This is a genomic window from Jannaschia aquimarina (assembly GCF_000877395.1).
GTDB classification, from domain to species: Bacteria; Pseudomonadota; Alphaproteobacteria; order Rhodobacterales; family Rhodobacteraceae; genus Jannaschia; species Jannaschia aquimarina.
In genome coordinates this window covers 188,199-209,454 of sequence record NZ_JYFE01000041.1, presented here as the reverse complement: position 1 = coordinate 209,454, position 21,256 = coordinate 188,199, and the positions used below count along the sequence as shown (strand labels likewise).

General features: G+C 67.8%; 19 protein-coding genes and 1 tRNA gene. 9 read left to right on the top strand and 11 right to left on the bottom strand.

Features of this window, described 5'->3' with window-relative positions; translation table 11 throughout:
• Window positions 1–40: 40 nt before the first annotated feature.
• Window positions 41–1,012, bottom strand: coding sequence for a TAXI family TRAP transporter solute-binding subunit (locus jaqu_RS11565; RefSeq protein ID WP_043919117.1), 972 nt, complete (start codon window positions 1,010–1,012; stop codon window positions 41–43).
• A 164-nt stretch (window positions 1,013–1,176) separates the two neighbouring features.
• Here jaqu_RS11565 and jaqu_RS11560 point away from each other — a divergent pair, with 164 nt between their 5' ends.
• On the top strand, window positions 1,177–2,955 hold the full coding sequence (locus jaqu_RS11560; RefSeq protein WP_043919116.1) for an SLC13 family permease: 1,779 nt from the start codon (window positions 1,177–1,179) through the stop codon (window positions 2,953–2,955).
• Between the two features lie 94 nt (window positions 2,956–3,049).
• Here the strand turns inward: jaqu_RS11560 and jaqu_RS11555 are convergent, their stop codons facing one another.
• The 8 genes from jaqu_RS11555 to jaqu_RS11520 all read right to left on the bottom strand — a co-directional run bounded on the left by jaqu_RS11555 (window position 3,050) and on the right by jaqu_RS11520 (window position 11,179).
• The gene (locus tag jaqu_RS11555) at window positions 3,050–3,481 is read right to left on the bottom strand and encodes a hypothetical protein (RefSeq protein WP_089268376.1); all 432 of its coding nucleotides are present in this window, start codon (window positions 3,479–3,481) and stop codon (window positions 3,050–3,052) included.
• A gap of 8 nt (window positions 3,482–3,489) precedes the next feature.
• The gene (locus jaqu_RS11550) at window positions 3,490–5,274 is read right to left on the bottom strand and encodes an SLC13 family permease (RefSeq protein ID WP_043919114.1); all 1,785 of its coding nucleotides are present in this window, start codon (window positions 5,272–5,274) and stop codon (window positions 3,490–3,492) included.
• Window positions 5,275–5,975: 701 nt separating this feature from the next.
• The gene (locus jaqu_RS11545; RefSeq protein ID WP_043919113.1) at window positions 5,976–6,887 is read right to left on the bottom strand and encodes a hypothetical protein; all 912 of its coding nucleotides are present in this window, start codon (window positions 6,885–6,887) and stop codon (window positions 5,976–5,978) included.
• A 37-nt stretch (window positions 6,888–6,924) separates the two neighbouring features.
• A complete protein-coding gene (locus tag jaqu_RS11540; RefSeq protein ID WP_043919112.1) occupies window positions 6,925–7,740 on the bottom strand; it encodes a TIGR00282 family metallophosphoesterase in 816 nt (271 codons plus the stop codon).
• A gap of 43 nt (window positions 7,741–7,783) precedes the next feature.
• Window positions 7,784–8,005, bottom strand: a complete 222-nt coding sequence (locus jaqu_RS11535; protein ID WP_043919111.1) for a DUF3072 domain-containing protein — start codon at window positions 8,003–8,005, stop codon at window positions 7,784–7,786.
• Window positions 8,006–8,029: 24 nt separating this feature from the next.
• Entirely contained in the window at window positions 8,030–8,422 is a 393-nt protein-coding gene (locus jaqu_RS11530; RefSeq protein WP_043919110.1) for a VOC family protein, read from the bottom strand.
• A 115-nt stretch (window positions 8,423–8,537) separates the two neighbouring features.
• Window positions 8,538–10,247 carry a methionine--tRNA ligase gene (gene metG / locus jaqu_RS11525; protein WP_043919109.1) on the bottom strand — a complete coding sequence of 570 codons (1,710 nt, stop codon included), beginning with the start codon at window positions 10,245–10,247 and terminating at the stop codon, window positions 8,538–8,540.
• 164 nt (window positions 10,248–10,411) lie between these two features.
• The gene (locus jaqu_RS11520; RefSeq protein WP_043919108.1) at window positions 10,412–11,179 is read right to left on the bottom strand and encodes an NAD kinase; all 768 of its coding nucleotides are present in this window, start codon (window positions 11,177–11,179) and stop codon (window positions 10,412–10,414) included.
• A 142-nt stretch (window positions 11,180–11,321) separates the two neighbouring features.
• On the opposite strand from jaqu_RS11520, the gene glyA reads away from it, so the two are divergent.
• The 8 genes from glyA to jaqu_RS11480 all read left to right on the top strand — a co-directional run bounded on the left by glyA (window position 11,322) and on the right by jaqu_RS11480 (window position 19,128).
• Complete coding sequence (glyA, locus tag jaqu_RS11515; RefSeq protein WP_043919107.1) at window positions 11,322–12,617, top strand: serine hydroxymethyltransferase; 1,296 nt, start codon at window positions 11,322–11,324, stop codon at window positions 12,615–12,617.
• Between the two features lie 39 nt (window positions 12,618–12,656).
• Window positions 12,657–12,953, top strand: coding sequence for a hypothetical protein (locus jaqu_RS11510; protein ID WP_141134329.1), 297 nt, complete (start codon window positions 12,657–12,659; stop codon window positions 12,951–12,953).
• A gap of 66 nt (window positions 12,954–13,019) precedes the next feature.
• On the top strand, window positions 13,020–14,306 hold the full coding sequence (locus tag jaqu_RS11505; RefSeq protein WP_043919105.1) for a homoserine dehydrogenase: 1,287 nt from the start codon (window positions 13,020–13,022) through the stop codon (window positions 14,304–14,306).
• A 4-nt stretch (window positions 14,307–14,310) separates the two neighbouring features.
• Window positions 14,311–15,102, top strand: coding sequence for a bestrophin-like domain (locus jaqu_RS11500; protein ID WP_052500929.1), 792 nt, complete (start codon window positions 14,311–14,313; stop codon window positions 15,100–15,102).
• Window positions 15,103–15,118: 16 nt separating this feature from the next.
• The gene (gene mgrA / locus jaqu_RS11495) at window positions 15,119–16,162 is read left to right on the top strand and encodes an L-glyceraldehyde 3-phosphate reductase (RefSeq protein ID WP_043919104.1); all 1,044 of its coding nucleotides are present in this window, start codon (window positions 15,119–15,121) and stop codon (window positions 16,160–16,162) included.
• Between the two features lie 77 nt (window positions 16,163–16,239).
• Window positions 16,240–17,199: a class II fructose-bisphosphatase gene (gene glpX / locus jaqu_RS11490; protein WP_043919186.1), complete on the top strand. Its 960-nt coding sequence runs from the start codon at window positions 16,240–16,242 to the stop codon at window positions 17,197–17,199.
• 52 nt (window positions 17,200–17,251) lie between these two features.
• On the top strand, window positions 17,252–18,979 hold the full coding sequence (gene recJ / locus jaqu_RS11485; RefSeq protein ID WP_043919103.1) for a single-stranded-DNA-specific exonuclease RecJ: 1,728 nt from the start codon (window positions 17,252–17,254) through the stop codon (window positions 18,977–18,979).
• A 74-nt stretch (window positions 18,980–19,053) separates the two neighbouring features.
• Window positions 19,054–19,128: transfer RNA gene (locus jaqu_RS11480), tRNA-Glu, on the top strand.
• 326 nt (window positions 19,129–19,454) lie between these two features.
• On the opposite strand, the gene jaqu_RS11475 is transcribed toward jaqu_RS11480, so the two are convergent.
• Window positions 19,455–20,636 (bottom strand): GGDEF domain-containing protein, encoded by a 1,182-nt coding sequence (locus tag jaqu_RS11475; protein ID WP_052500928.1) that lies wholly within the window; start codon window positions 20,634–20,636, stop codon window positions 19,455–19,457.
• The gene (locus tag jaqu_RS11470; protein ID WP_043919102.1) at window positions 20,633–21,229 is read right to left on the bottom strand and encodes a heme NO-binding domain-containing protein; all 597 of its coding nucleotides are present in this window, start codon (window positions 21,227–21,229) and stop codon (window positions 20,633–20,635) included. The genes jaqu_RS11475 and jaqu_RS11470 overlap by 4 nt, the downstream gene beginning before the upstream one ends.
• Window positions 21,230–21,256 lie beyond the last annotated feature (27 nt).

The window sequence follows — 21,256 nt, the reverse complement described above, 5'->3', positions numbered from 1 at the left end:
AGCCGGGGCGCGGACGCCCCGGCAGGTCAGGCGGCGGACGTCACTCGGCCGGGCGCAGCCGGTCCGGCACCTCGTAGCCGTTCTCCTCGAACCAGCGGATCGCGCCGGGATGCAGCGGCGACGTGGCATAGGCCAGCGTCTGCTCGGCCAGGTTCACACCGTCGATGGAGGGGAACGCCGTGACCTGCTCCACGTCGTCCTCCATCACCGCCTTGACGATGTCGTAGGCGGTCTCGTCATCGAGGCCGGGCCGCGCGGAGACGCCGATCATGAAGCCCCAGGTCCGGTAGGGGCCGGTATTCTCCATCTCTCCGCCAGGCATGTCGACGATGCTGAGTTCCGGCAAGGTCTCCTGGATCATGGCGACCTTGTCGTCGGGCACCGGCAGCACCTGCACCGGCGTGAAGGTGGCGATATCGGTGGTCAGCGCGTCGAAATCGGTGCCCACGGCCGACTTGATGAAGCCGATGGCGCGGTTGTCCTTGATGGCCGCCGCCAGTTCGCCGTTCGAGCCGCGGACCCAGTCCGGCTCCACCCCGAAGAGCGCGAGCACCTCCTGGCTGGTCGCCTCGGTCGAGCTGCCGCGCTGCCCGGGCCCAAAGCGCTGGCCCGCCAATTCCTCGATGGAGGTGACACCGGCATCCTGCCGCACGATCACGTTCTGCGGCGCCAGCGCATAGGCCCAGAGCAGCGGCGAGTCGATCGCCTCTCCGTCGAAGGTCTTGATCCCCTCGTTGGCATGATAGAGCGCGGAGGTCGTGATCAGACCCATGTCCAGCTGCCCCCGCTCCATCCGGCGGAGATTGTCCACCGTGGCGCCGGTCTCGACGACGCTGGCCTGGTACTTGTCGGGATAGGCCTCGTTGATGACCTTCGCGAGCGCGGCGAAATAGGCGTAATGCGACGATTGCGCGTTGGTGGCGCCGAGCGCCAGGCGCTCCTGCGCGGCGGCGGGCTCTGCCATGGCTCCGGCCACCAAGGCGGCGGCGGCGATCCGTGCGAACAGCTTCATCGGGTCCTCCCTCCCTGTCATGTCCGGGGCGATCCTCCTCCGATCTGCCCCCGCGTCACCCTATTGCATACGTATGCAAAATCAATCGTTGGTCATCCCCGCGACGAGAATCCTCGCCCTTTGGACGAGTTGGGATATCTAGGCCGTGGAAGCAGGGGCCACGCATGACCACAGACCAGACCATCCTCTTCGCGCTTTTCGGCGCGGTGTTCGCCCTGCTGCTCTGGGGGCGCATCCGATACGACATCGTCGCCTTCGCCGCGCTTCTGACCGGTGTCGTCCTGGGCGTCGTCCCGGTCGAGGGGGCGTTCGACGGCTTCGGCCATCCGGCCGTCCTGATCGTGGCGCTGGTCCTGATCGTCTCGGCGGGGCTGGTGCGCTCGGGCGCGGTGATGGTCATCACCCGCACGCTGGTAGACAGTTCGCGCCGCGTGGGGGCCCATGTCGCCGTGATGGGCGGGATCGGGGGCATCCTGTCGGCCTTCATGAACAACGTCGCCGCGCTGGCACTGCTGATGCCGGTGGATGTGGCCACCGCGCGCAAGGCGGGCCGTCGGGCGGGCGTGACGCTGATGCCGCTCTCCTTCGCGACGATCCTCGGAGGCATGATCACCCTGATCGGCACACCGCCCAACATCATCATCGCGGGCATCCGTCAGGACCAGTTGGGCGCGTCCTTCGCCATGTTCGACTTCGCGCCGGTGGGCCTTGTGGTCGCCGCGGCCGGGCTGGCCTTCGTGGCGCTGGTGGGCTGGCGCCTGATCCCGGGCGACAAGGGCGCGAGCGAAGGCGACGCGGGCGAACAGGTGTCCCACTACGTGGCCGAACTGACGCTGCCCAAGGACAGCAAGCTGGAAGGCCGGAAGCTCATGGACCTGCAGGCCGAGGCCGACGAGTCCGGCGTCAACGTCCTGGGCCTCGTCCGCGAGGGGCGCCGTCTTTTCGGGCCCGCCCGGCACGTGAAGCTGCGGGCCAAGGACAGCCTCGTCCTGGAGGCGCCCGCCGACGCGCTGGACGAGTTCCGCGCGGCGCTGGATCTGGATTTCGCGGACGGCAAGCGGATGACCCTGCTGGAGGCCGCCGACCAAGGCCTCTCGCTGATCGAGGTCGTCGTGACCGAGGACAGCCGCATCAACGGCAAGTCCTCCAGCGCCATCGGGCTGGCCTGGCGCCAGCGCACCGTGCTGATGGGCATCTCCCGCCGGGGCCGCCGCATCACGGACCGGCTGCGGCGCGAACGGATCCGCACGGGCGACATCCTGCTGCTGCTGACGCCGACCGAGACCGCCGACGACACCGTCTCCTGGCTGGGCGCCCTGCCCCTGGCCGATCGGGGGCTGGCGGTGACGGCCCATCGCAAGATCTGGCTGGCCGTCGGGCTGTTCGGGGCCGCCGTGGCCGCGGCCAGCTTCGGGTTGATCGACTTGACCGTGGCGCTGGGGCTGGTCGTGGTGGCCTTTGCCCTGTCCAAGATCGTGCCGCTGCGGGACCTCTACGATCATGTCGAATGGCCGGTCGTGGTGCTGCTCGGGTCGATGATCCCGCTGGGCGCGGCGCTCGAATCGTCGGGCGGGACCAAGCTGATCGCCGACAGCCTGACGACCCTGACGAACGGACAGCCCGGCTGGGTCGCGCTGCTGGTCCTGATGGTGGTGACGATGACGATGTCGGACGTGCTCAACAACACCGCGACCGCTATCGTCGCGGCCCCTGTCGGGATCGAGATGGCCCGGACGCTGGGGGCCTCTCCGGACCCGTTCCTGATGGCGGTGGCGGTCGCGGCCTCCTGCGCGTTCCTCACGCCCATCGGGCACAAGAACAACACGCTCATCCTCGGCCCCGGCGGCTATCGGTTCGGAGATTACTGGCGCATGGGCCTGCCGCTGGAGATCCTGGTCATCGCCGTGGGCCTGCCCGCCATCCTGCTGTTCTGGCCGCTCTGAGGCGGGGCGGATCGGACGGGGATATTTGAGAAACGAAGAAACGGGGCGCGACGCCCCTTGGCGGGCAGGACCTACAGACCGCCGGGCGGCGAGGTCAGCCCGTCGGTGCGTCTTCGAAGACCGCGTTGCGCAGGGGGCGCACGAAGAGGCGACGCTGACCGTCCGTGTCGGTCACGAAGACCTCCGCCCGGGGACCGGCCTGCCCCCCTCCGGTCAGGGTGCCGCCCGGATCCTCGATGGTGAAGCGCCGCGCCTGGCCGCCGCGCGAGAACGACACCGAGTAGGGCAGCGCATAGCCGCAGGCCTCGTCGGTGACGCCGGACCAGCCGCTGCGCTCTCCCTCGGGGCGCTCTCCGATGCAGCGCGACCCGTCCGCCATGCGGAACGTCACTTGCGAGGGCCGCGCGGTCACGTCGACGACGGAGGCCCCGAAGCGCGGCGTGCCTTCAGCCCCCCCGGTGGACAGGCCGCCCGTCTCGACGCAGGCGGCCAGCAAGAGCGGGCAGAGGAGCAGGACACGACGCATGGAATACCTCAGAGCGGCCATATCAACGGAATCACCAGGGCCGACAGGACCCCGATGCTCAGGTTCAGCGGGATACCCGCCCGAAGGAAGTCGGTAAACCTGTAACCGCCCGGTCCGTAGACAAGCATGTTGGTCTGGTAGCCGATCGGCGTCGAAAAGCTGGCCGAGGCGGCGACCATCACCGCCACCACCAGCGGGCGCGGGTCGATCCCCAGCGCCTGCGCGAGCCCGATGGCGACGGGGGTGACGACGACGGCCACGGCGTTGTTGCTGACCAGTTCGGTCAGCACGCTGGTCAGCACGAAGATCGCCCAGATCAGGACCGGCCCCGGCAACCCGCCCAGATAGGGCGCGGCCGCGTCCACGATCATCTGGACGGCACCCGAGGCCTGCAAGGCGGCCCCGACGGCCAGCATGGCGAAGATCATGGCCAGAAGCCGCCCCTCGACATAGCCGAAGCCCTCTTCGGCATCGACGCAGCGCGTCAGCAGCACCACCGCAACGGCCAGCACGGCCAGCGCCAGGATGGGCGCCCCCCCAATGGCCGCCAGCCCGACCAGCAGCGCGATCGAGGCGACCGGGATCCAGGCCTTCTCGCGCCGGAAGGCACTGGCCGAGGGGCGGCTGACATCCTGCAGGCGCATGTCGTCGGCAAAGCGGGTGATGTCGGCCTCGGCGCCTTCGACCAGCAGCGTGTCGCCTACCTTCAGCTCCAGCTCGTCGAGCTGGCCCTGGAGGTTCTGGTCCCGCCGGTGCACCGCCAGCGGATAGACCCCGTAGCGCCGGCGCAGGCGCAGCACCCCCAGCGTGCGCCCCACCAGCCGCGCGCCCGGCGTGACCAGCACCTCGACCGTCGTCGTCTCGACCGCGCCCACCTGATCCAGCCGTTTGAGCGACGGGTCCCGCTGCAAGGTCAGCAACTCCGCCATCGGGGTGCGCAACACCACCCGGTCGCCCACCTGCAACTCCACGCCCTCCAGATCGCGGCGCAGCGACAGGTCGCCCCGGATCACGTCGACCAGCCGCACGCCCGGCCGCTTGAACAGCTGCACGCCCAGCACCTCGCGCCCGATCAGGTTCGAATCCGGCGGGATCACCGCCTCGGCGAAGAACTTGGCCTTGCGCGACCCGCCCCCGCCCAGCAGGGCCGCCATGCTCGTCCGCTCAGGCAGGACGCGCGGGGCGATCAGCCACAGATAGAGCAATCCCCAGACGCAGAGCACCGCCGCCAGCGGCGTCACCTCGAAGATGCCGAACGGCTCCAGCCCCTCGGCGCGGGCGACGCCATCGACCAGCAGGTTGGTCGATGTCCCGATCAGGGTCAGCATGCCGCCCAGGATCGAGGCGTAGCTCAACGGGATCAGCAGCTTCGACGGAACCGTGCCCAGCGTCCCTGCGATCTGAACGATGACCGGGATCATCACGACCACCACCGGCGTATTCGCGACGAAACCCGATGCGATCACGACGAAGCCCATCAGCAAAGCCACCGCGCCCCGCGGGTTCGAGCGCGCGCGCCCCTCTGCCAGCTTGGTGAAGGCGTCCAGCGCGCCGGTCCGCACCAGCGCGCCCATCAGCACGAACATCGCCGCGATCGTCCAGGGCGCCGGGTTGGCCAACACCTCCCGCGCCGCATCATAGGGCAGGACGCCCGTGCCCAGCAGCACCGCTGCCCCGCCGATGGCGACCACCTCGGTCGGATAGACCTCGCGCAGGAAGAGCAGGAACATGACGCCCACCACGGCGATCGCCAGCCAGGCTTCGGCCGGCTGAGGCAGGTCGAGCCACGTCACTGCAACCGGTCTCCGGCACCAAGGGTGGTGGCGGCCCGGTCCATTGCGCCATGTGATCTCATGCGATGGGTCCGTTCTTCTTGCGGCTGACTGGGTGGGGTTCGTTCATCTCGGCTCGCTCGGCGGGGCCGCCGATATCGGAGGCCTCTGGCGCGCGGAATGTAGACCCGCCGGGGGCGGCTTCATAGCCACTTCGCGCCGGATCTCCGCCGAGGCCCGCGCAAATCCTCGGATGAGATCCTCGCATCTCTCATCGCGGGCCTGCATGGACCTGAAGAGGGCCGCCCTCCAAGGTGGAGATCCTCACCCCTGCCCCGCAGGAACCGAAGATCCACCGCCACGGCACGTGCGGCGTCCGGCAGACCACAGAGCGCGGGTCGCGTTCGGACCCGAGGTCGGGCGGAAAGGAGATGCCCTCGACCTCGACGCCCCCGTCCGGGTCCCGGCCCCAACCGCGAGGAACGCGGCGAGGTTGTCTCCGACGAACCCCATTTCGGAGAGTGGCGCAGCGTGGCGGTCGGTGGTGGTTTGCCCAGATCCGGCCGATTCGCTGCTCGATATGTGCATGGCTGAAACGGGCTTGGCCGAGAGGATCTGCCGACAGTGCCGGCCCTCGTCATCCGCCATCGGCTGATCCGCGCCGGGCGATTGCGGCCATTGAGACGCGCGAAGGGCCGACTTCTTCTGCGCCGTCGCGCGGGTCATTCCCCGACCTTCCTGAACGCTGGATTCACGCGTTCGGTCTCTTCCGCGACGACGCGCTCCTCCAGCCAGGCGCGGTGCGCATGGACGGTCTTCGGCACTTCGCAGAGCCAGGCGCGGCGAAAGAGGTAGGTGGCGTTCAGCCAATCGCGGGGCGGCGCGTCGAGGAGGCATAGCTGGTCATCCTCGCACAGCAACTCGAACTCGTAGGTCACGCCGCCCTCGTTCGGCCACCCGAAAAGGCGCGCGCGGTCGTGCGGAAATAGTATGTCGGGCAGTGGGGGGCGTGTTAGATCGAGGGGATGCTGGTGCCATTCACGATCGGTCGTGGACTCGAACATATCGAAACCGCAATGCTCGCCGACGTGGTGAACCTCGTCGGGGTCGCTCAAAGCCAAGCGCCCGCCCCCCAGTCTATATTTGCCCGGAAAGGGCGGATTGAACTGCTTCGCCTGGATCATCAAACGTTCGAGGATCCGATGGTTCGGGGAGTCGCTCGAGGAGAGTCTTACGCCGAAACCCGGCGGCGTCACCGTGCCGCCCCTCGGCGGGCCATCATGTGATGTCGCTTGCGGCAGGATCGAGACCGACCCATCCTCCGCAAACGCCGCATTGTGGTAGAGCGTCGCGCCGGCCGAACTCTCCGCGTTCGGCGCACCCACGAGCCAACCGTAGCCGCCCGTCGTGTGGCCCAATGCCATCTCGAAGGTTACAAAGCGCCCTGTGACGATGTTCCCCCGCGCACGCTCGTGGAACGCGAAGGTCAGCTGGCGACGCGGATCCCATTTCGGCCAATCGCCGCCCTGCGTCGCGGGCAGGTGCCACGGATCCCGCTGGGGCAAATGCTGGGCCACGGCGCCCGCGCCAAGGCCGACGGCGAGCAGCGCCGCCAGCAACGCCTGCGCCTTCACCCTGCCAACCCTTCATGCGGCGACGCGACAGGCGCGGTCATCCTTCGGGGCCCTGCGGCGCCAACCGCCCGCCCTGCCGGACCGGCGCGACCGTGACAGCCCGGCCGGTGGCGTCGTCGGTCTCCACGAACAGTCCGCAAAGCGTTGCCTCCCCGCCCGCCGGCTCGAACCGGGCGCGGGTCATGCCGGTGACGAAGCGGCGCATGGGCTCGGTCTTCTCCATCCCGATGACGGAGTTGTAGTCGCCGCACATGCCCGCATCGGTCTGGTACGCCGTCCCCCCCGGAAGGATCATCGCGTCCGACGTGGGGACATGGGTGTGCGTGCCGACCACGACGCTGACCCGGCCGTCGCAGAAATGGCCCATCGCCATCTTCTCGGAGGTCGCCTCGCAATGCATGTCGACCAGCGCCGCCTGCACGGCCCCCCCAAGAGGCGCCTGCCCCAGAACCGCGTCCACGGCGCTGAAGGGGTCGTCATAGGTGCGCGACATGAAGACCTGGCCCAGAACCTGCGCCACCAGCACCTTGCGGCCCGCGATCTCGTAGATGCGCGCCCCCTTGCCCGGCGCCGTCTTGGCATAATTCAGGGGCCGCAGGATGCGCGGCTCCCGCTCGACCATCTGCATCATGTCCTTCTGGTCGAAAGCATGGTCGCCGAGCGTGATCACGTCGGCCCCGGCCTCCAGCAGCGCGCGCGCCTGCCCCTCGTTCAGACCGCGCCCCGAAGAGGCGTTCTCTCCGTTGACGATCACCGCATCGAGGCGCCAGTCGCGGCGCAAATCCGGCAGGCGGGCGGCGACGGCCGTCCGGCCCGCCCGCCCCATGATGTCGCCCAGAAACAGGATCCGCATGGCTAGCGCTTATGCGGGCCCCGCGCCCCCGGCGCAATGAGCGTCAGGCGCCCCGGCCAGTCTTCTCCTGCAAGGCGTCGATCCGCTTGGAAGCGTCGGCCTTGGTCATGTCGGGGTCGAATTCCTCCCCGGCCTCCTCGCACAGCGTCTTGAGATAGCTTGCCTGCGCGCCGGTCATCGGCTCGTCTCCCGTGGTCCAGTTATCAGGATCTTTCTCGGCATTGCCGGGCGCGTCCTGCTTGGGGGTGTCGGTGATCTTGTCCATGGGATCCTCCGTTGGGATGTTCGCCTAACGTTCCAGAGGCGTCGTGGTTCCCGGTTGGATCAGATCCCAACGGTTGCCCCACGGATCGCGCCAGACGGCGACGCGGCCGTAGGGCTCGTCCCTTGGCGCCTCTTCGAAATGACCGCCCGCCGCCTTGATTGCCACGGCGTCCCGGTCGAAATCGTCGGTTTCCAGAAACAAGCCGACCCGTCCGCCGAACTGCGTGCCGATCGCATCACGCTGCGCGCCCTCCGCCCGTGCCAGTAGCAGCTTGCCCCCGGCCGGGGCCTCCACCACGACCCAACGCTTGCGTCCCTGATCCTCGTCCACGAGGCAGGTCCATCCCAGCCCCCCGACGAAGAAGGCCAGAGCCGGGTCGTAATCCGGCACCAGCAGCGCGAAGAGACCCAGCTTCATGAAGGGGCCATGCACCGATTGTGCAGACGGGGGGTGCACAGGGGGTGCACAGGGGGTGCATCAGGATTTGCGCACTGTAAGGACGCCGAGGCGGCCTTATGGCGCGCAAATCGCATCATTCCCGGCGCCCCGAAAAACGCGCCGCCCACCCGTCCCGCTCCTCGTCCGAGATCTTGCGGAACAGGTTCTCGGGCACCTCGAAGGCATGGCCCGGCGCCAGCGCCGTCAGCGCGTTACGGCCCTTCGGCAAAGGCGCGTCCGACAGGTTGAGCGACTTCAACATCGCATTACAAGCGTCTGGAATGAATGGAGAAGAGATCGCCGCATAGAGCCGGATGAGGTTGAGGCCCATCCGGACCTGCATGGCCGCCGTCCCGGGATCCTCCTTGAAAGTGGCCCAGGGCGCCGCCTCCTGCAGGTACTCGTTGCCCGCCACCCACAGGCTGCGCAGTTCCGAGGCCGCCTTGCGCACCTCGATCGCATCCATGTGACTGGAATATCTGGAGAATCCCGCCTCGATCCGCTCCGCCAGCGCCTCTTCCCGGGCCCCCCACTCGCCCCCCTCTGGCACCGCCTCTCCGAACTTGGAGCGGCAGAACTTGGTGATCCGGCTCACGAAGTTGCCCAAGACGTCGGCCAGATCCTTGTTCACGTCGGCCGCGAACTTCTCCCATGTGAATTCCGTGTCCTGGCTCTCTGGCACATGGCTCAACAGCCACCAGCGCCAATAATCCGGCGGCAGGATCTCGAGCGCCTGATCCATGAACACGCCGCGCCCCTGACTGGTCGAGAACTGCCCGCCATCGTAGTTCAGGTAGTTGAAGGACTTGAGATAATCGACCTTCTTCCAAGGCTCGGCGGATCCGATCAGCGTGGCCGGAAAGCTCAGCGTGTGAAAGGGCACGTTGTCCTTGCCCATGAACTGCACGTAGCGGACATCGCCGGCGCCCTTGTCCTCGCGCCACCAGCGTTCCCAATCCTCGCCCTTGCCCGCCTCGACCCATTCGGCGGCGCAGGCGATGTACTCGATGGGCGCATCGAACCAGACGTAGAAGACCTTGCCCTCCATCCCCGGCCAGTCATCTTCGCCCTTGCGAACGGGAATTCCCCAATCAAGATCTCGGGTTATGCCGCGGTCTTGAAGTCCTTCCCCGTCGTGCAGCCACTTCTTCGCGATCGAGGTGGTCAGGATCGGCCATCCTTCCTGGCTGTCGATCCACGCATCCAGTTCGTCCTTCAACTTTGACTGGAGCAGGTAGAGGTGCTTCGTCTCCCGCTGCTCCAGCTCCGTCGAGCCGGAGATGGCCGAGCGCGGTTCGATCAGGTCCGTCGGATCGAGTTGCTTGGTGCAGTTCTCGCACTGGTCTCCGCGCGCCCGGTCGTAGCCGCAATTGGGACAGGTCCCCTCGACATAGCGGTCGGGCAAGAACCGACCGTCGGCGACGGAATAGACCTGCCGCTCGACCCGCTCCTCGATCAGACCGTTCTCGGCCAATTGGCCCGCGAAATGCTGCGTGAGGCGGTGGTTCTGCGGGCTGCTCGACCGTCCGAAATGGTCGAAGGACAGGCGAAACCCCTCGGCCAGCCCGGCCTGCACCTGCCACATTTCGGCGCAATACTCGGCCACGGGCTTGCCCGCCTTGGCCGCCGCCAGTTCTGCGGGCGTCCCGTGCTCGTCCGTGGCGCAGAGGAACAGAACCTCGTCCCCGCGCAGACGGCACCAGCGCGCATAGAGATCGGCGGGAAGCTGACTGCCCACCAGGTTCCCCAGATGCTTGATCCCGTTGATGTAGGGGATCGCGGACGTAATCAGCGTGCGGGCCATGTCTCTCTCCTGATCGGCGCGCATCTAGGCCGGGCATGGCCGATCCCGCAAGAACCGATCCGCGGCTTCTTCTCGGCACAAATACTCCGGGGGAGGCGCGGCACGCGCCGGGGGCAGAGCCCCTGTCGACCGAATCACTTGCGCGCAAGGCGCGCTCCGCCAGATTACGTGAACTGCTCCTGAAGCAACCGCTCTTCCAGGCCGTGTCCGGGATCGAACAGCAGACGGTGGGCGACGCGCGGCTCGCTCTCGACCTCGACGCGGACGACGTCGCGCACGGAGCGGGAATCGGCCTCGGCCATCATCGGACGCTTGCCCGGGTCCAGCACGTCGAAACGCACCTTCGCGGTCTGCGGCAGCAGCGCACCGCGCCAGCGCCGGGGTCGGAAGGCCGACATGGCCGTCAGCGCCAAGACGCCCGCGCCGATCGGCAGGATCGGACCGTGAGCACTGTAATTATAGGCCGTGGATCCTGCCGGCGTCGCGACCAGCGCGCCGTCGCAGACCAGCTCCTCCATGCGGACCTTGCCGTCGATCACGATCCGCAGACGTGCAGCCTGAGGCCCGGCGCGCAGCATCGACACCTCGTTGATGGCCAGCGCCTCGACCACCGTCCCATCGGACTGCGTCGCCCGCATGCGCAAGGGGTTGGTCACCGCCTCCTCTGCCGCCGTCAGCCGCCAGAGAAGGTCGTCCTCCTGATAGGCATTCATCAGGAACCCGACCGTGCCCCGGTTCATGCCATAGGTCGGTGTATCGAGCCCCTCGGTCGCGTGCAGGGTCTGCAACATGAACCCGTCGCCGCCCAAGGCAACGATCACGTCGGCCCCGTGCATGTCATGTTGTCCGTAACGGTTCGTGAGACGCTCCAACGCGTCCTGCGCCTCGGGCGTCTCCGAGGCCACGAAGGCGATATTCGGTGCGTCGCGCATGGTCCCCCCATCGTCGCGGGACAGGGTTGGCCGCAGCCTATCGGAAACGCAACCCACGCGCGATCGGCCCTCCGCGCGGGTTTGACCGCTTCAAACCCGCGATCTGTCGGCGTATGAGGCCGCAACCACGGAGGATTGCCCCATGAACGCCCCCTTCAAGGACGACGGATTCTTCACGCGCGGCCTGGCCGAGACCGATCCCGAGATCGCCGCCGCAACGCAGGACGAACTCAAGCGCCAGCGCGACGAGATCGAGCTGATCGCGTCCGAAAACATCGTCTCTCGCGCCGTGATGGAGGCGCAGGGCGGCGTGATGACCAACAAGTACGCCGAGGGCTATCCCGGCCGGCGCTACTATGGCGGCTGTCAATTCGTCGACGTGGCCGAAGACCTGGCCCGCGACCGGGCCAAGGAGCTGTTCGGCTGCAACTATGCCAACGTGCAGCCCAATTCCGGGAGCCAGGCGAACCAAGGCGTGTTCACCGCGCTTCTGCAGCCGGGCGACACGATCCTGGGCATGTCGCTGGATGCGGGGGGGCACCTGACACATGGCGCCAAGCCGAACCAGTCGGGCAAGTGGTTCAACGCGATCCAGTACGGCGTGCGCCGCGATGACCTGCTGCTCGATTACGATCAGGTGCAGGCGCTCGCGTCCGAACATCGGCCCAAGATGATCATCGCCGGCGGCTCGGCCATTCCGCGGATCATCGACTTCGCCAGGATGCGCGAAATCGCCGACAGCGTGGGCGCTTGGCTGCTGGTGGACATGGCACATTTCGCCGGGTTGGTGGCGGCCGGACATTATCCGTCCCCCTTCCCCCACGCCCATGTCGCCACCACCACGACGCACAAGACGCTGCGCGGCCCGCGCGGCGGCATGATCCTGACCGACGATGCAGAAATCGCCAAGAAGGTGAACTCGGCCATCTTCCCCGGCATCCAGGGCGGGCCGTTGATGCATGTGATCGCCGCCAAGGCCGTGGCGTTCGGCGAAGCGTTGCGCCCCGGCTTCAAGGAGTATCAGGCCCAGGTGATCGCGAACGCCCAGGCGCTGGCCGATCAGCTCATGAAGGGCGGGCTCGATATCGTGACCGGCGGCACGGATACGCATCTCATGCTCGTCGACCTGCGCCCCAAGGGCGTGAAGGGCAACGAGACCGAGGCCGCGCTGGGCCGCGCCCACATCACCTGCAACAAGAACGGCATCCCCTTCGACGACGAGAAGCCGACAGTGACCAGCGGCATCCGTCTCGGCACGCCCGCCGGAACCACGCGCGGATTTGCCGAAGCGGAATTCCGCACCGTCGCCGATTTGATCGTGGAGGTGGTCGACGGGCTGGCCGCGAACGGCGCGGACGGCAACGCAGATGTCGAGGCGCGGGTACGGGCCAAGGTCGCCGACCTGACGGCGCGTTTCCCGATCTATCCCGGCCTCTGAGGCTGGACGCCCATGGGGGTCGCGCCTAGCGTCGGCGTCATGCGGACGCTCGCGACCCTGATCCTGCTGGCCGGATGCGGCCCCGAACTGCCACCGGTAGACGTGTCCGTTCCGGCCAACGTACCGCTGCGCGACTATCCGGTCCTTCAGCCCCTGGACGGTCTGCTCGAGGAAGGCGCCCGCCCCAGCCGCGCCGCCGAAGCACAGGATGCCCTGCGCGCCCGCAGCGCGGGATTGCGCAGAAGCCGGGTCCCCGAACCGACGGGCACTGACCTCGATGCGCGCGCCGACCGCCTGCGCGAGCGGGCCGACGCATTGCGGAGCGCGCCGCTCTGACGGGCCGCGTTGCGCCCTCCTGCCCGCCACGCTAGCAGAGGCGCGATCAACCTACGGGAGCGCGCCATGTCAGAACCACTCCGTCTCGGGATCGCGGGTCTGGGCACGGTCGGCGCGGGCGTGGTCAAGATCGTGCAGGCTCATGGCGACATGCTGGCCGCCCGATCGGGGCGCCCCCTTGCGATCACCGCCGTCTCGGCCCGGAGCCGCGCCAAGAATCGCGGCGTCGACCTGTCGGCCTACGCATGGGAGGACGATCCCGTCGCGCTCGCCCGACGCGACGACGTGGATGTTCTCGTGGAACTGATGGGCGGCTCGGACGGCCTGGCCAAGGCCGCGACCGAGGCGGCGCTGTCGGCGGGCAAGGACGTGGTGACCGCGAACAAGGCGATGCTCGCGCTCCATGGCCAGGCCCTTGCCGAATTGGCCGAGACGAATGGCGCGGCGCTGCGGTTCGAGGCGGCAGTCGCGGGCGGCATTCCCTGCGTGAAGGCCCTGACCGAGGGTCTGGCCGGGAACCGTGTGACGCGCGTGATGGGCGTCATGAACGGGACCTGCAATTACATCCTGACCCGCATGGAGAGCGCCGGCCTGCCCTATGACGACGTCTTCGAGGAGGCGCGCGCGCTGGGCTATCTGGAGGCCGATCCCACGCTGGATGTCGGCGGGATAGATGCAGGCCACAAGCTGGCGCTGCTGTCGGCCATCGCCTTCGGCAGCCAGGTCGATTTCGACGGCGTGCAGCTTCAGGGCATCGAGCGGGTCAGCATCGACGATATCCGCCGCGCCCGCGACATGGGCTACCGGATCAAGCTGCTTGGCGTCGCGCAAAGCGGTCCGGACGGCGTACAGCAGAGCATGCGCCCCACGCTGGTTCCTGCCGACTCGCCGTTGGGACAGCTGGAGGGGGCCACAAACATGGTCGTCCTCGAAGGCGACGCCGTGGGCCAGATCGTCCTGCGCGGGGCCGGTGCGGGCGAAGGTCCGACCGCCAGCGCCGTGATGGGCGATGTGATCGACATCGCGCGTGGCGTCTCGATCCCCGCATTCGGGCAGCCCGCGGACACGCTCGCCACGCCACGGCGCGCGAATGAGGCGGCCCCCTGTGCCCACTATGTCCGCCTGTTGCTTCGCGACGAACCCGGCGCGTTGGCGCATGTGGCGACGCGACTGGGCGCGGCCGGCATCTCGATCGACCGGATGCGCCAATACGACCATCCCGGCGCCGACGCGCCCGTGCTGATCGTCACCCATCCCTGCCCGCCCGCCGATCTGACCGACGCCCTGGCCGAACTCGCGACCAGCAGCGTTGTCGCGGACGAACCCGTGGCGCTCCAAATCCAGGACGCCTGACGCGATGCTGCCCGGCCTGCCCCCTCTGGTCGCGGGCCCGTTGGTCGTCGCGCTCGTAGTGGCGGGAGCGCTCGCAAGTTACGCCATCGCTCACAAGGCGCTGGCCCACCGGGCCGATGAAGACACGCGCGACCTGGCTGGGTCGGTCGTCTTCCGGATCGCCGCGCTGCACGGGCTGGTGCTCGCGCTGGTCTTCGCGCAGGAACTGGCCGGCATCGGCGCGGTCCGCGAGGCGACGGCGCGCGAGGCGACGCTCGTCGGCGATATCTTCTACGACCTGCGCCGCTACGACGCCGAAACGACGGAGCAGGCACAAGAGGCCATTGCGCGCTACGCCGGCCTGGTCGTCGAAGAGGAGTGGGCCGCGCTCGGCCGCGCCGGCACATTGTCCCCCGACGCGTGGGGGGCGTGGGACGAGACTTATGCCCTGATCCTCGATCTCGCCCCCGCGACACCCCGGCAAGAGAGGCTGTCGGAGATCCTGCTGCGCGATATCCGCGAACTCTCCGCTTTGCGGGAGGCCCGCGCAGAGGCGGCGCGTGCGGGCGTGTCAGGCCTTTTCATCGTAACCGCGCTGGTCGGGGTGATGCTGACCGCGGCAGCCTACTTCACCTTTCCTCCGACCGCGCTGAACCTGACGTTGATCGGGGCCTTCGCGGGATTCTCGGGCCTCATCATCCATTTCGTCGTCGCCTTCGCGAACCCTTATGTGAGACCCGGCCATGCCCCGCCGCACGGGTTCGAGCGCTTCCTCGGCAGCGATCTGCCCGCCGCCACACTCGGCCGAGACGGCTGAAGACCCGGAGACCCTCATGAGAGATCCCCTGCCCTACGCTCCCGACCCCGAACGCTATCAGCGGATGGTCTATCGCCGTTGCGGACGATCCGGTCTGAAGTTGCCCGCGATCAGCCTAGGGCTCTGGCACAATTTCGGCCACGACACCCCGCACCAGACCAAGCGGGACATCTGCCGCGCCGCCTTCGACCACGGCATCACCCATTTCGATCTGGCCAACAATTACGGCCCCCCCACCGGCAGCGCCGAGGAAGCCTTCGGAGAGATCCTGCGCACCGACTTCCGCGGCTACCGGGACGAGCTGATCCTGTCGTCCAAGGCGGGCTACGAGATGTGGCCGGGGCCCTATGGCGAATGGGGCAGCCGCAAGTACCTCATCGCCTCTTGCGATCAGTCCCTGAAGCGGCTGGGCGTGGACTATGTCGACATCTTCTATTCCCACCGCTTCGACCCCGACACGCCGCTGGAAGAGACGATGGGCGCACTGGATCAGATCGTCCGCTCCGGCCGCGCGCTCTATGCCGGGATCAGCAGCTACAATTCCGAACGGACCCGAGAGGCGGTCGCCATCCTGGGCGATCTGGGCACGCCCTGCCTGATCCACCAGCCCAGCTACAACTTGCTGAACCGGTGGGTGGAACGCGACGGGTTGCTCGACACGCTGGACGACCTTGGCGTGGGCTCCATCGCCTTCACGCCGCTAGCGCAGGGGATCCTGACCTCGCGCTATCTGAAGGGTCTTCCGAACGAAGGGCGCGCCACGCAGGGAAAGTCGCTGGATCCCGCGATGGTCACCGACGAGGTCGTGGCCAAACTGAACGCCCTCAACGACATCGCGCAGGCCCGCGGCCAGACACTCGCACAGATGGCGATTGCGTGGGTCCTGCGGGGCGGCCGGGTGACGACGGCCCTGATCGGCGCCTCCCGGTCCGAGCAGGTCGTCGACTGCGCCGGGGCCGCAGGGAATCTGGAATTCACCGATGCCGAACTCGCCGCCATCGAAGAGGCGTCCAGCGACGAAGGCCTCAATCTCTGGGCGAAGTCCTCCGAAGAGGTTTAGCGCAATCAGCGCGCCGCCGGGGGTTTCCCGCCCGTGACCCAGCGGATAACCCGATGCCTGAAGCTCAGGAGGCCAAGATGGCGAAGACCGATTTCAACGACCGCATGCTGTCCCTGGGCCTTGCCCGCGTCTCGGAGGCGGCGGCGCTGGCCTCGGCCACGCTGATCGGCCGCGGGGACGAGAAGGCGGCCGATCAGGCCGCCGTCAACGCCATGCGCGATCAGCTCAACCTCCTCGACATCAAGGGCACCGTCGTCATCGGAGAGGGAGAGCGCGACGAGGCGCCGATGCTCTATATTGGCGAAGAGGTCGGATCGGGATCCGGACCCGAGGTGGACATCGCCCTGGACCCGCTGGAAGGCACAACCCTGACCGCAAAGGACATGCCGAACGCTTTGTGCGTGATCGCGATGGCCCCGCGCGGCACTCTGCTGCATGCCCCCGACGTCTACATGGACAAGCTGGCCATCGGGCCCGGCTACCGTGATGGCGTCGTCACGATGGACATGTCTCCGGCCGAACGGGTCAGCGCGCTGGCCGCCGCGCGCGGCTGTTCGACCAATGACATCACCGTCTGCGTGCTGGAGCGTCCGCGGCACGAGGACATGATCGCGGAGTTGCGGACCACCGGTTGCGCCATCCGCCTGATCACGGATGGCGACGTGGCTGGCGTCATCCACTGCGCCGAAGCCGCGAAAACCGGGATCGACATGTATATGGGCCTGGGCGGCGCCCCCGAGGGCGTGCTGGCGGCCGCCGCGCTCAAATGCATGGGCGGCCAGATGTTCGGCCGTCTCACCTTCCGCAACGACGACGAACGCGGCCGCGCCGAGAAGGCGGGCATCACCAATTTCGATCGCGTCTATACCCGCGACGACATGGTGACGTCCGACGTCATCTTCGCCGCCACGGGTGTCACCGACGGATCGATCCTCGCCGGCATCCAGCGCGAGCCCGGCTTCCTGACCGCCGAGACGATCCTCATGCGTTCCAAGACCGGCAGTGTCCGGCGGATGGTCTACCGCAACCCGACCTGACCTGCCAGGACGGCCGCTTGCGCTCCTCCGGCAGGCGGGCGAGAGGACGGCCATGTCGTTCCTTGGTGTCACAGCATCCGCAACGGGCCGCCGCTGGATCGGCCCCGGCCCCGAAGCCGAGCGATTGGCCGACGCGCTGGCCCAAGCGGGCCACCCGCGTCCGCTCGCGCAGCACTTGGCGCGGCGAGGTGTCACGGCGGATACGGCCTCGGCGTTCCTCGACCCCAAGCTGCGGGATCTGCTGCCGGATCCGCGCGGCCTGCGCGACATGCAGATCGCGGCCGAGCGCCTCCTGCGTGCGGCCAGAACGGGTGAGCGGATCGCGATCTTCGCGGATTACGACGTGGACGGGGGCGCCTCGGCCGCGCTCCTGATCTGGTGGCTGCGCGCGCTGGACCGCGACGCGACCCTATATATCCCCGACCGCGTGACAGAAGGGTACGGCCCCAACGCGCCCGCCATGGCCCGCCTCGCCGAGGGGCATGACCTGATCGTCTGCGTGGATTGCGGAACCGCAGCCCATGACGCCCTGGACGCGGCGACCAAGGCCGACATCATCGTCCTCGACCACCATCTGGGCGCCGAAACCCTGCCACCGGCACTTGCCATTGTGAATCCGAACCGGCAGGACGAAGACCGTTCGCAGGGCCATCTTTGCGCGGCAGCCGTCACGTTCCTCTGCCTCGTCGAAGCGAACCGTCAGGGGCGCGGCGCGACGCCGATGCCCGACCTCATGGCGATGCTCGATCTCGTGGCCTTGGCCACGGTGGCCGATGTCGCGCCGCTGGTGGGGGTGAACCGCGCCCTTGTGAGGGCCGGGCTGACCGTGATGCGGCAGCGAGCCCGTCCGGGGCTGCGGGCGCTCTCGGATCGCGCGCGTCTCGAAGGGCCGCCTTCGGCCTATCACCTGGGCTACCTGCTCGGTCCTCGGATCAACGCCGGCGGGCGCATCGGGGCCGCGGATCTTGGCGCGCGACTTCTGGCAACGTCCGATCCATCCGAGGCCGACGCCCTGGCAGAGCGATTGGATGCCCTGAACGCGGAGCGGCGCGCCATCGAGACACGGATTACCGAAGCCGCGCTGGAGCAGGCGGCAACCCGCGAGGGTGCCATCGCCTGGGCGGCGGGTGACGGCTGGCATCCCGGTGTCGTGGGCATCGTGGCGTCCCGGCTCAAAGACGCGACCAACCGCCCGTCCCTCGTGATCGGCGTGCGGCCGGACGGAACGGCCCAGGGATCGGCCCGTTCCGTCAGCGGCGTCGATATCGGAGCCGCGGTTCAGCGCCTCGTGACCGAAGGGCTGGCGACCAAGGGGGGCGGCCACGTCATGGCGGCCGGGATCACGCTTTCCGCAGACGGGATCGAACCTGCGATGGAGCGGCTGGCAGAGCTGGTCGAACGACAAGGCGGCGTCAGATCCGGTCCAAGGGACCTGACGCTCGACGGGGCTCTGATGGCGGGCGGAGCTCACCTCGATCTCGTCCGGGCCCTGGATGCCGCGGGGCCCTTCGGCCAAGGCGCCCCCGCGCCGCGCTTCGCCCTTCCGGACCTGCGCGTGGCGCATACCCGCACGGTCGGGGATGGTCATCTGAAGGTGACGCTTGCCGATGGCCCATCCCGGCTCGATGCAATCGCTTTCCGCTGCCCTGCGGACCTGTCGGACCTGCTCAGCCGCGCAGACCGTCCGGTGCATGTCGCTGGCCGGTTGGAGGTCAACCGGTGGCAGGGCCGGGAGAGCGTCCAGTTGAAGCTGGAAGACGCGGCGCCCGCCTCTGGCTGATCGTGACGAAACCGGCGAAAAATCCGCTTGCGCCCGTTCCGCCGATTTCCTAAGTGCAGCGTCACACCGACGGCGCCCCGTTCGTCTATCGGTTAGGACGCCAGGTTTTCAACCTGGAAAGAGGGGTTCGATTCCCCTACGGGGTACCATCGATTTCAGATCGATGGACGGGTGCGACTGGAATGTTCGGGCTCTCTGGCAGAGACATCGTTGGACGCGGTCCAGTCCCAACCTCGGTAACAGATCAATCCGACCAACCGGGGGTCCGCACTGATGGTGCGAAGCATCGCTCATGGATCCGCGCACCCATTGCAGTGGATCCGCCGAGACGGGCCGGATATCGCGACAGCAGCAGCGCCGCAGCTTCGATCGTGAATGAAAGCCAGAACAACCTCTTGATGCCCCACCCACCCGATGCAGGGTTCCGAATACGGGAGACGGGGGCCGTGAAAGAGTGCAACCACCCCGCCTGCGGTCAGGATCGGCCGACTTCCGCGGCGGGCGGAGTGTCGACCTCTGCGGCGCGCCGCACTCTGCCAGCCTTCGAGGCGGCCGCCACTCTGGTTGAGCGGGCCGCAGGCTCCTTCAAGCCGTCCGGCAGCGCATCGTCGACCCTTTCTCGCTTCGCATTTCCCGCGCGGCGGTCTATCGGAGCGCCCGATCTGTCGGCCGCTGCATCCGGATCGACGCCATGGAAGGTGAAGGTCGCACGCCCACTTCGCTTGGACACGTAGAGCGCGGAATCGGCGTCCGACAGAAGGCGCGCGGCTTCGACCCGCGTGTAACCGGCTGAAGAGACGATACCGATGCTGCCAGAGATGTGGCAGACCTGACCGCAGGTCGGGATCGGCTGGGCCAGCCGGCGCAGGATCCGCTTGGCGATCCGCGCCATGAGCTTGCGGTCTGAGCAATTCTCGATCAGCAGCACGAATTCGTCGCCACCGACCCGAGCAACCAGATCGCCCTTGCGGGTTTCCTCCCGAAGAATGCGCGCGACCCTTTCGAGGACTTCGTCGCCGGCCGCATGACCCAGCGTATCGTTGACGGCCTTGAAGTGATCGAGATCCAGATGCATCAGGCCGAAGCCCACTCCCCCGCTGACGAGCTCGTCCAGACGACGGTCCATCGCGCGGCGATTCCTCAGGCCGGTCAGCCGATCGGTCGCGGCCTCTTCCGCCGCGATCGCGTGGTCACGCTCCCGCCGCGCGATCACATCCGCCAGTTCCGCACGGATCAGGACCTGCGACTCGAGGAGGTAGAGCACCTCCATCACCGGATCGACGGCCGAGAAGTCGCCCGCCGTGAGGCCGTGGCGCCGGATGGCGGCCGTGAGGTCCGGCCCGAAGCCCAACTGAAGGAGGCCGCCCCCCTGGGCGAGCGGGACGACCATGGCCCGCATGCGCTGTGGCTCACCGTTATCCTTTGTCTTGAGATCGATCATGAGACGGCGGTCGGGATGGGCGAGCACATCTTCCGGATCGCCCTTCAATTGCGGCCGTCGGAACGTCACTACATCGGACAGACGGCGCCCTGTCACCGTGCCCGCAATACTCGACAAGGCCGGTCCCATCGCGCGGATGCGGCCCGCATTGTCGAATATGAGATGAAGGGGCATCAGCATCGCCAAGGCCCGTTCATCGATGCGAACGCCCTTCATGCGGCACCTCCCAACTCGAAACTGCGACCTGCGGCGAAGGCCGGATCCAACATCCGGACCGAAATAACCTCGGTCCAGGCGCCGTTGACTTCGGCACCCTTGACGAAATCGAGAACCGCGAGCACGCCGTAATCGTCGGCCATGGCACGCAGCATTCCGCTGAGGACAGGGCCGGCGCCCGGCGCCGACCAAGTGGACGCGATACGATAGGCCCCGTCGCCCTTTTCGATCAGACTGAAGACCGGAAGATCGAGGTCGGGCAGCGCCATGTGCGCCCGCTCGTGCAGTTCCTCGAGTGAAAACAGCATCTCTTCGAAACTCGCGCCCGAAAAGCGGATCAGACGGCGGACGGGTTCCAGCGGAGGATGCGTGCAGAGCCAATGGCCGAAATCCTCCGCCAAGGCGGCCGGCGGTGTATCCGTAACCTCACCCGCTTTGGCAAAAAGCTCCGGCAGGATGGCATCGCCATAGGTCCGTGTCGCTTCGAAATGGGCGAAGCCAAGGCCTGCCGCCTTGCCGATTTCGGCCCACGTTTCCTCGCCGTAGCGCGTGGACAGGAACGCACCCACCCCCTTGCAAATCAGACCGTGCATCGTCCTGTCCGCCATCCTTGGTCACCC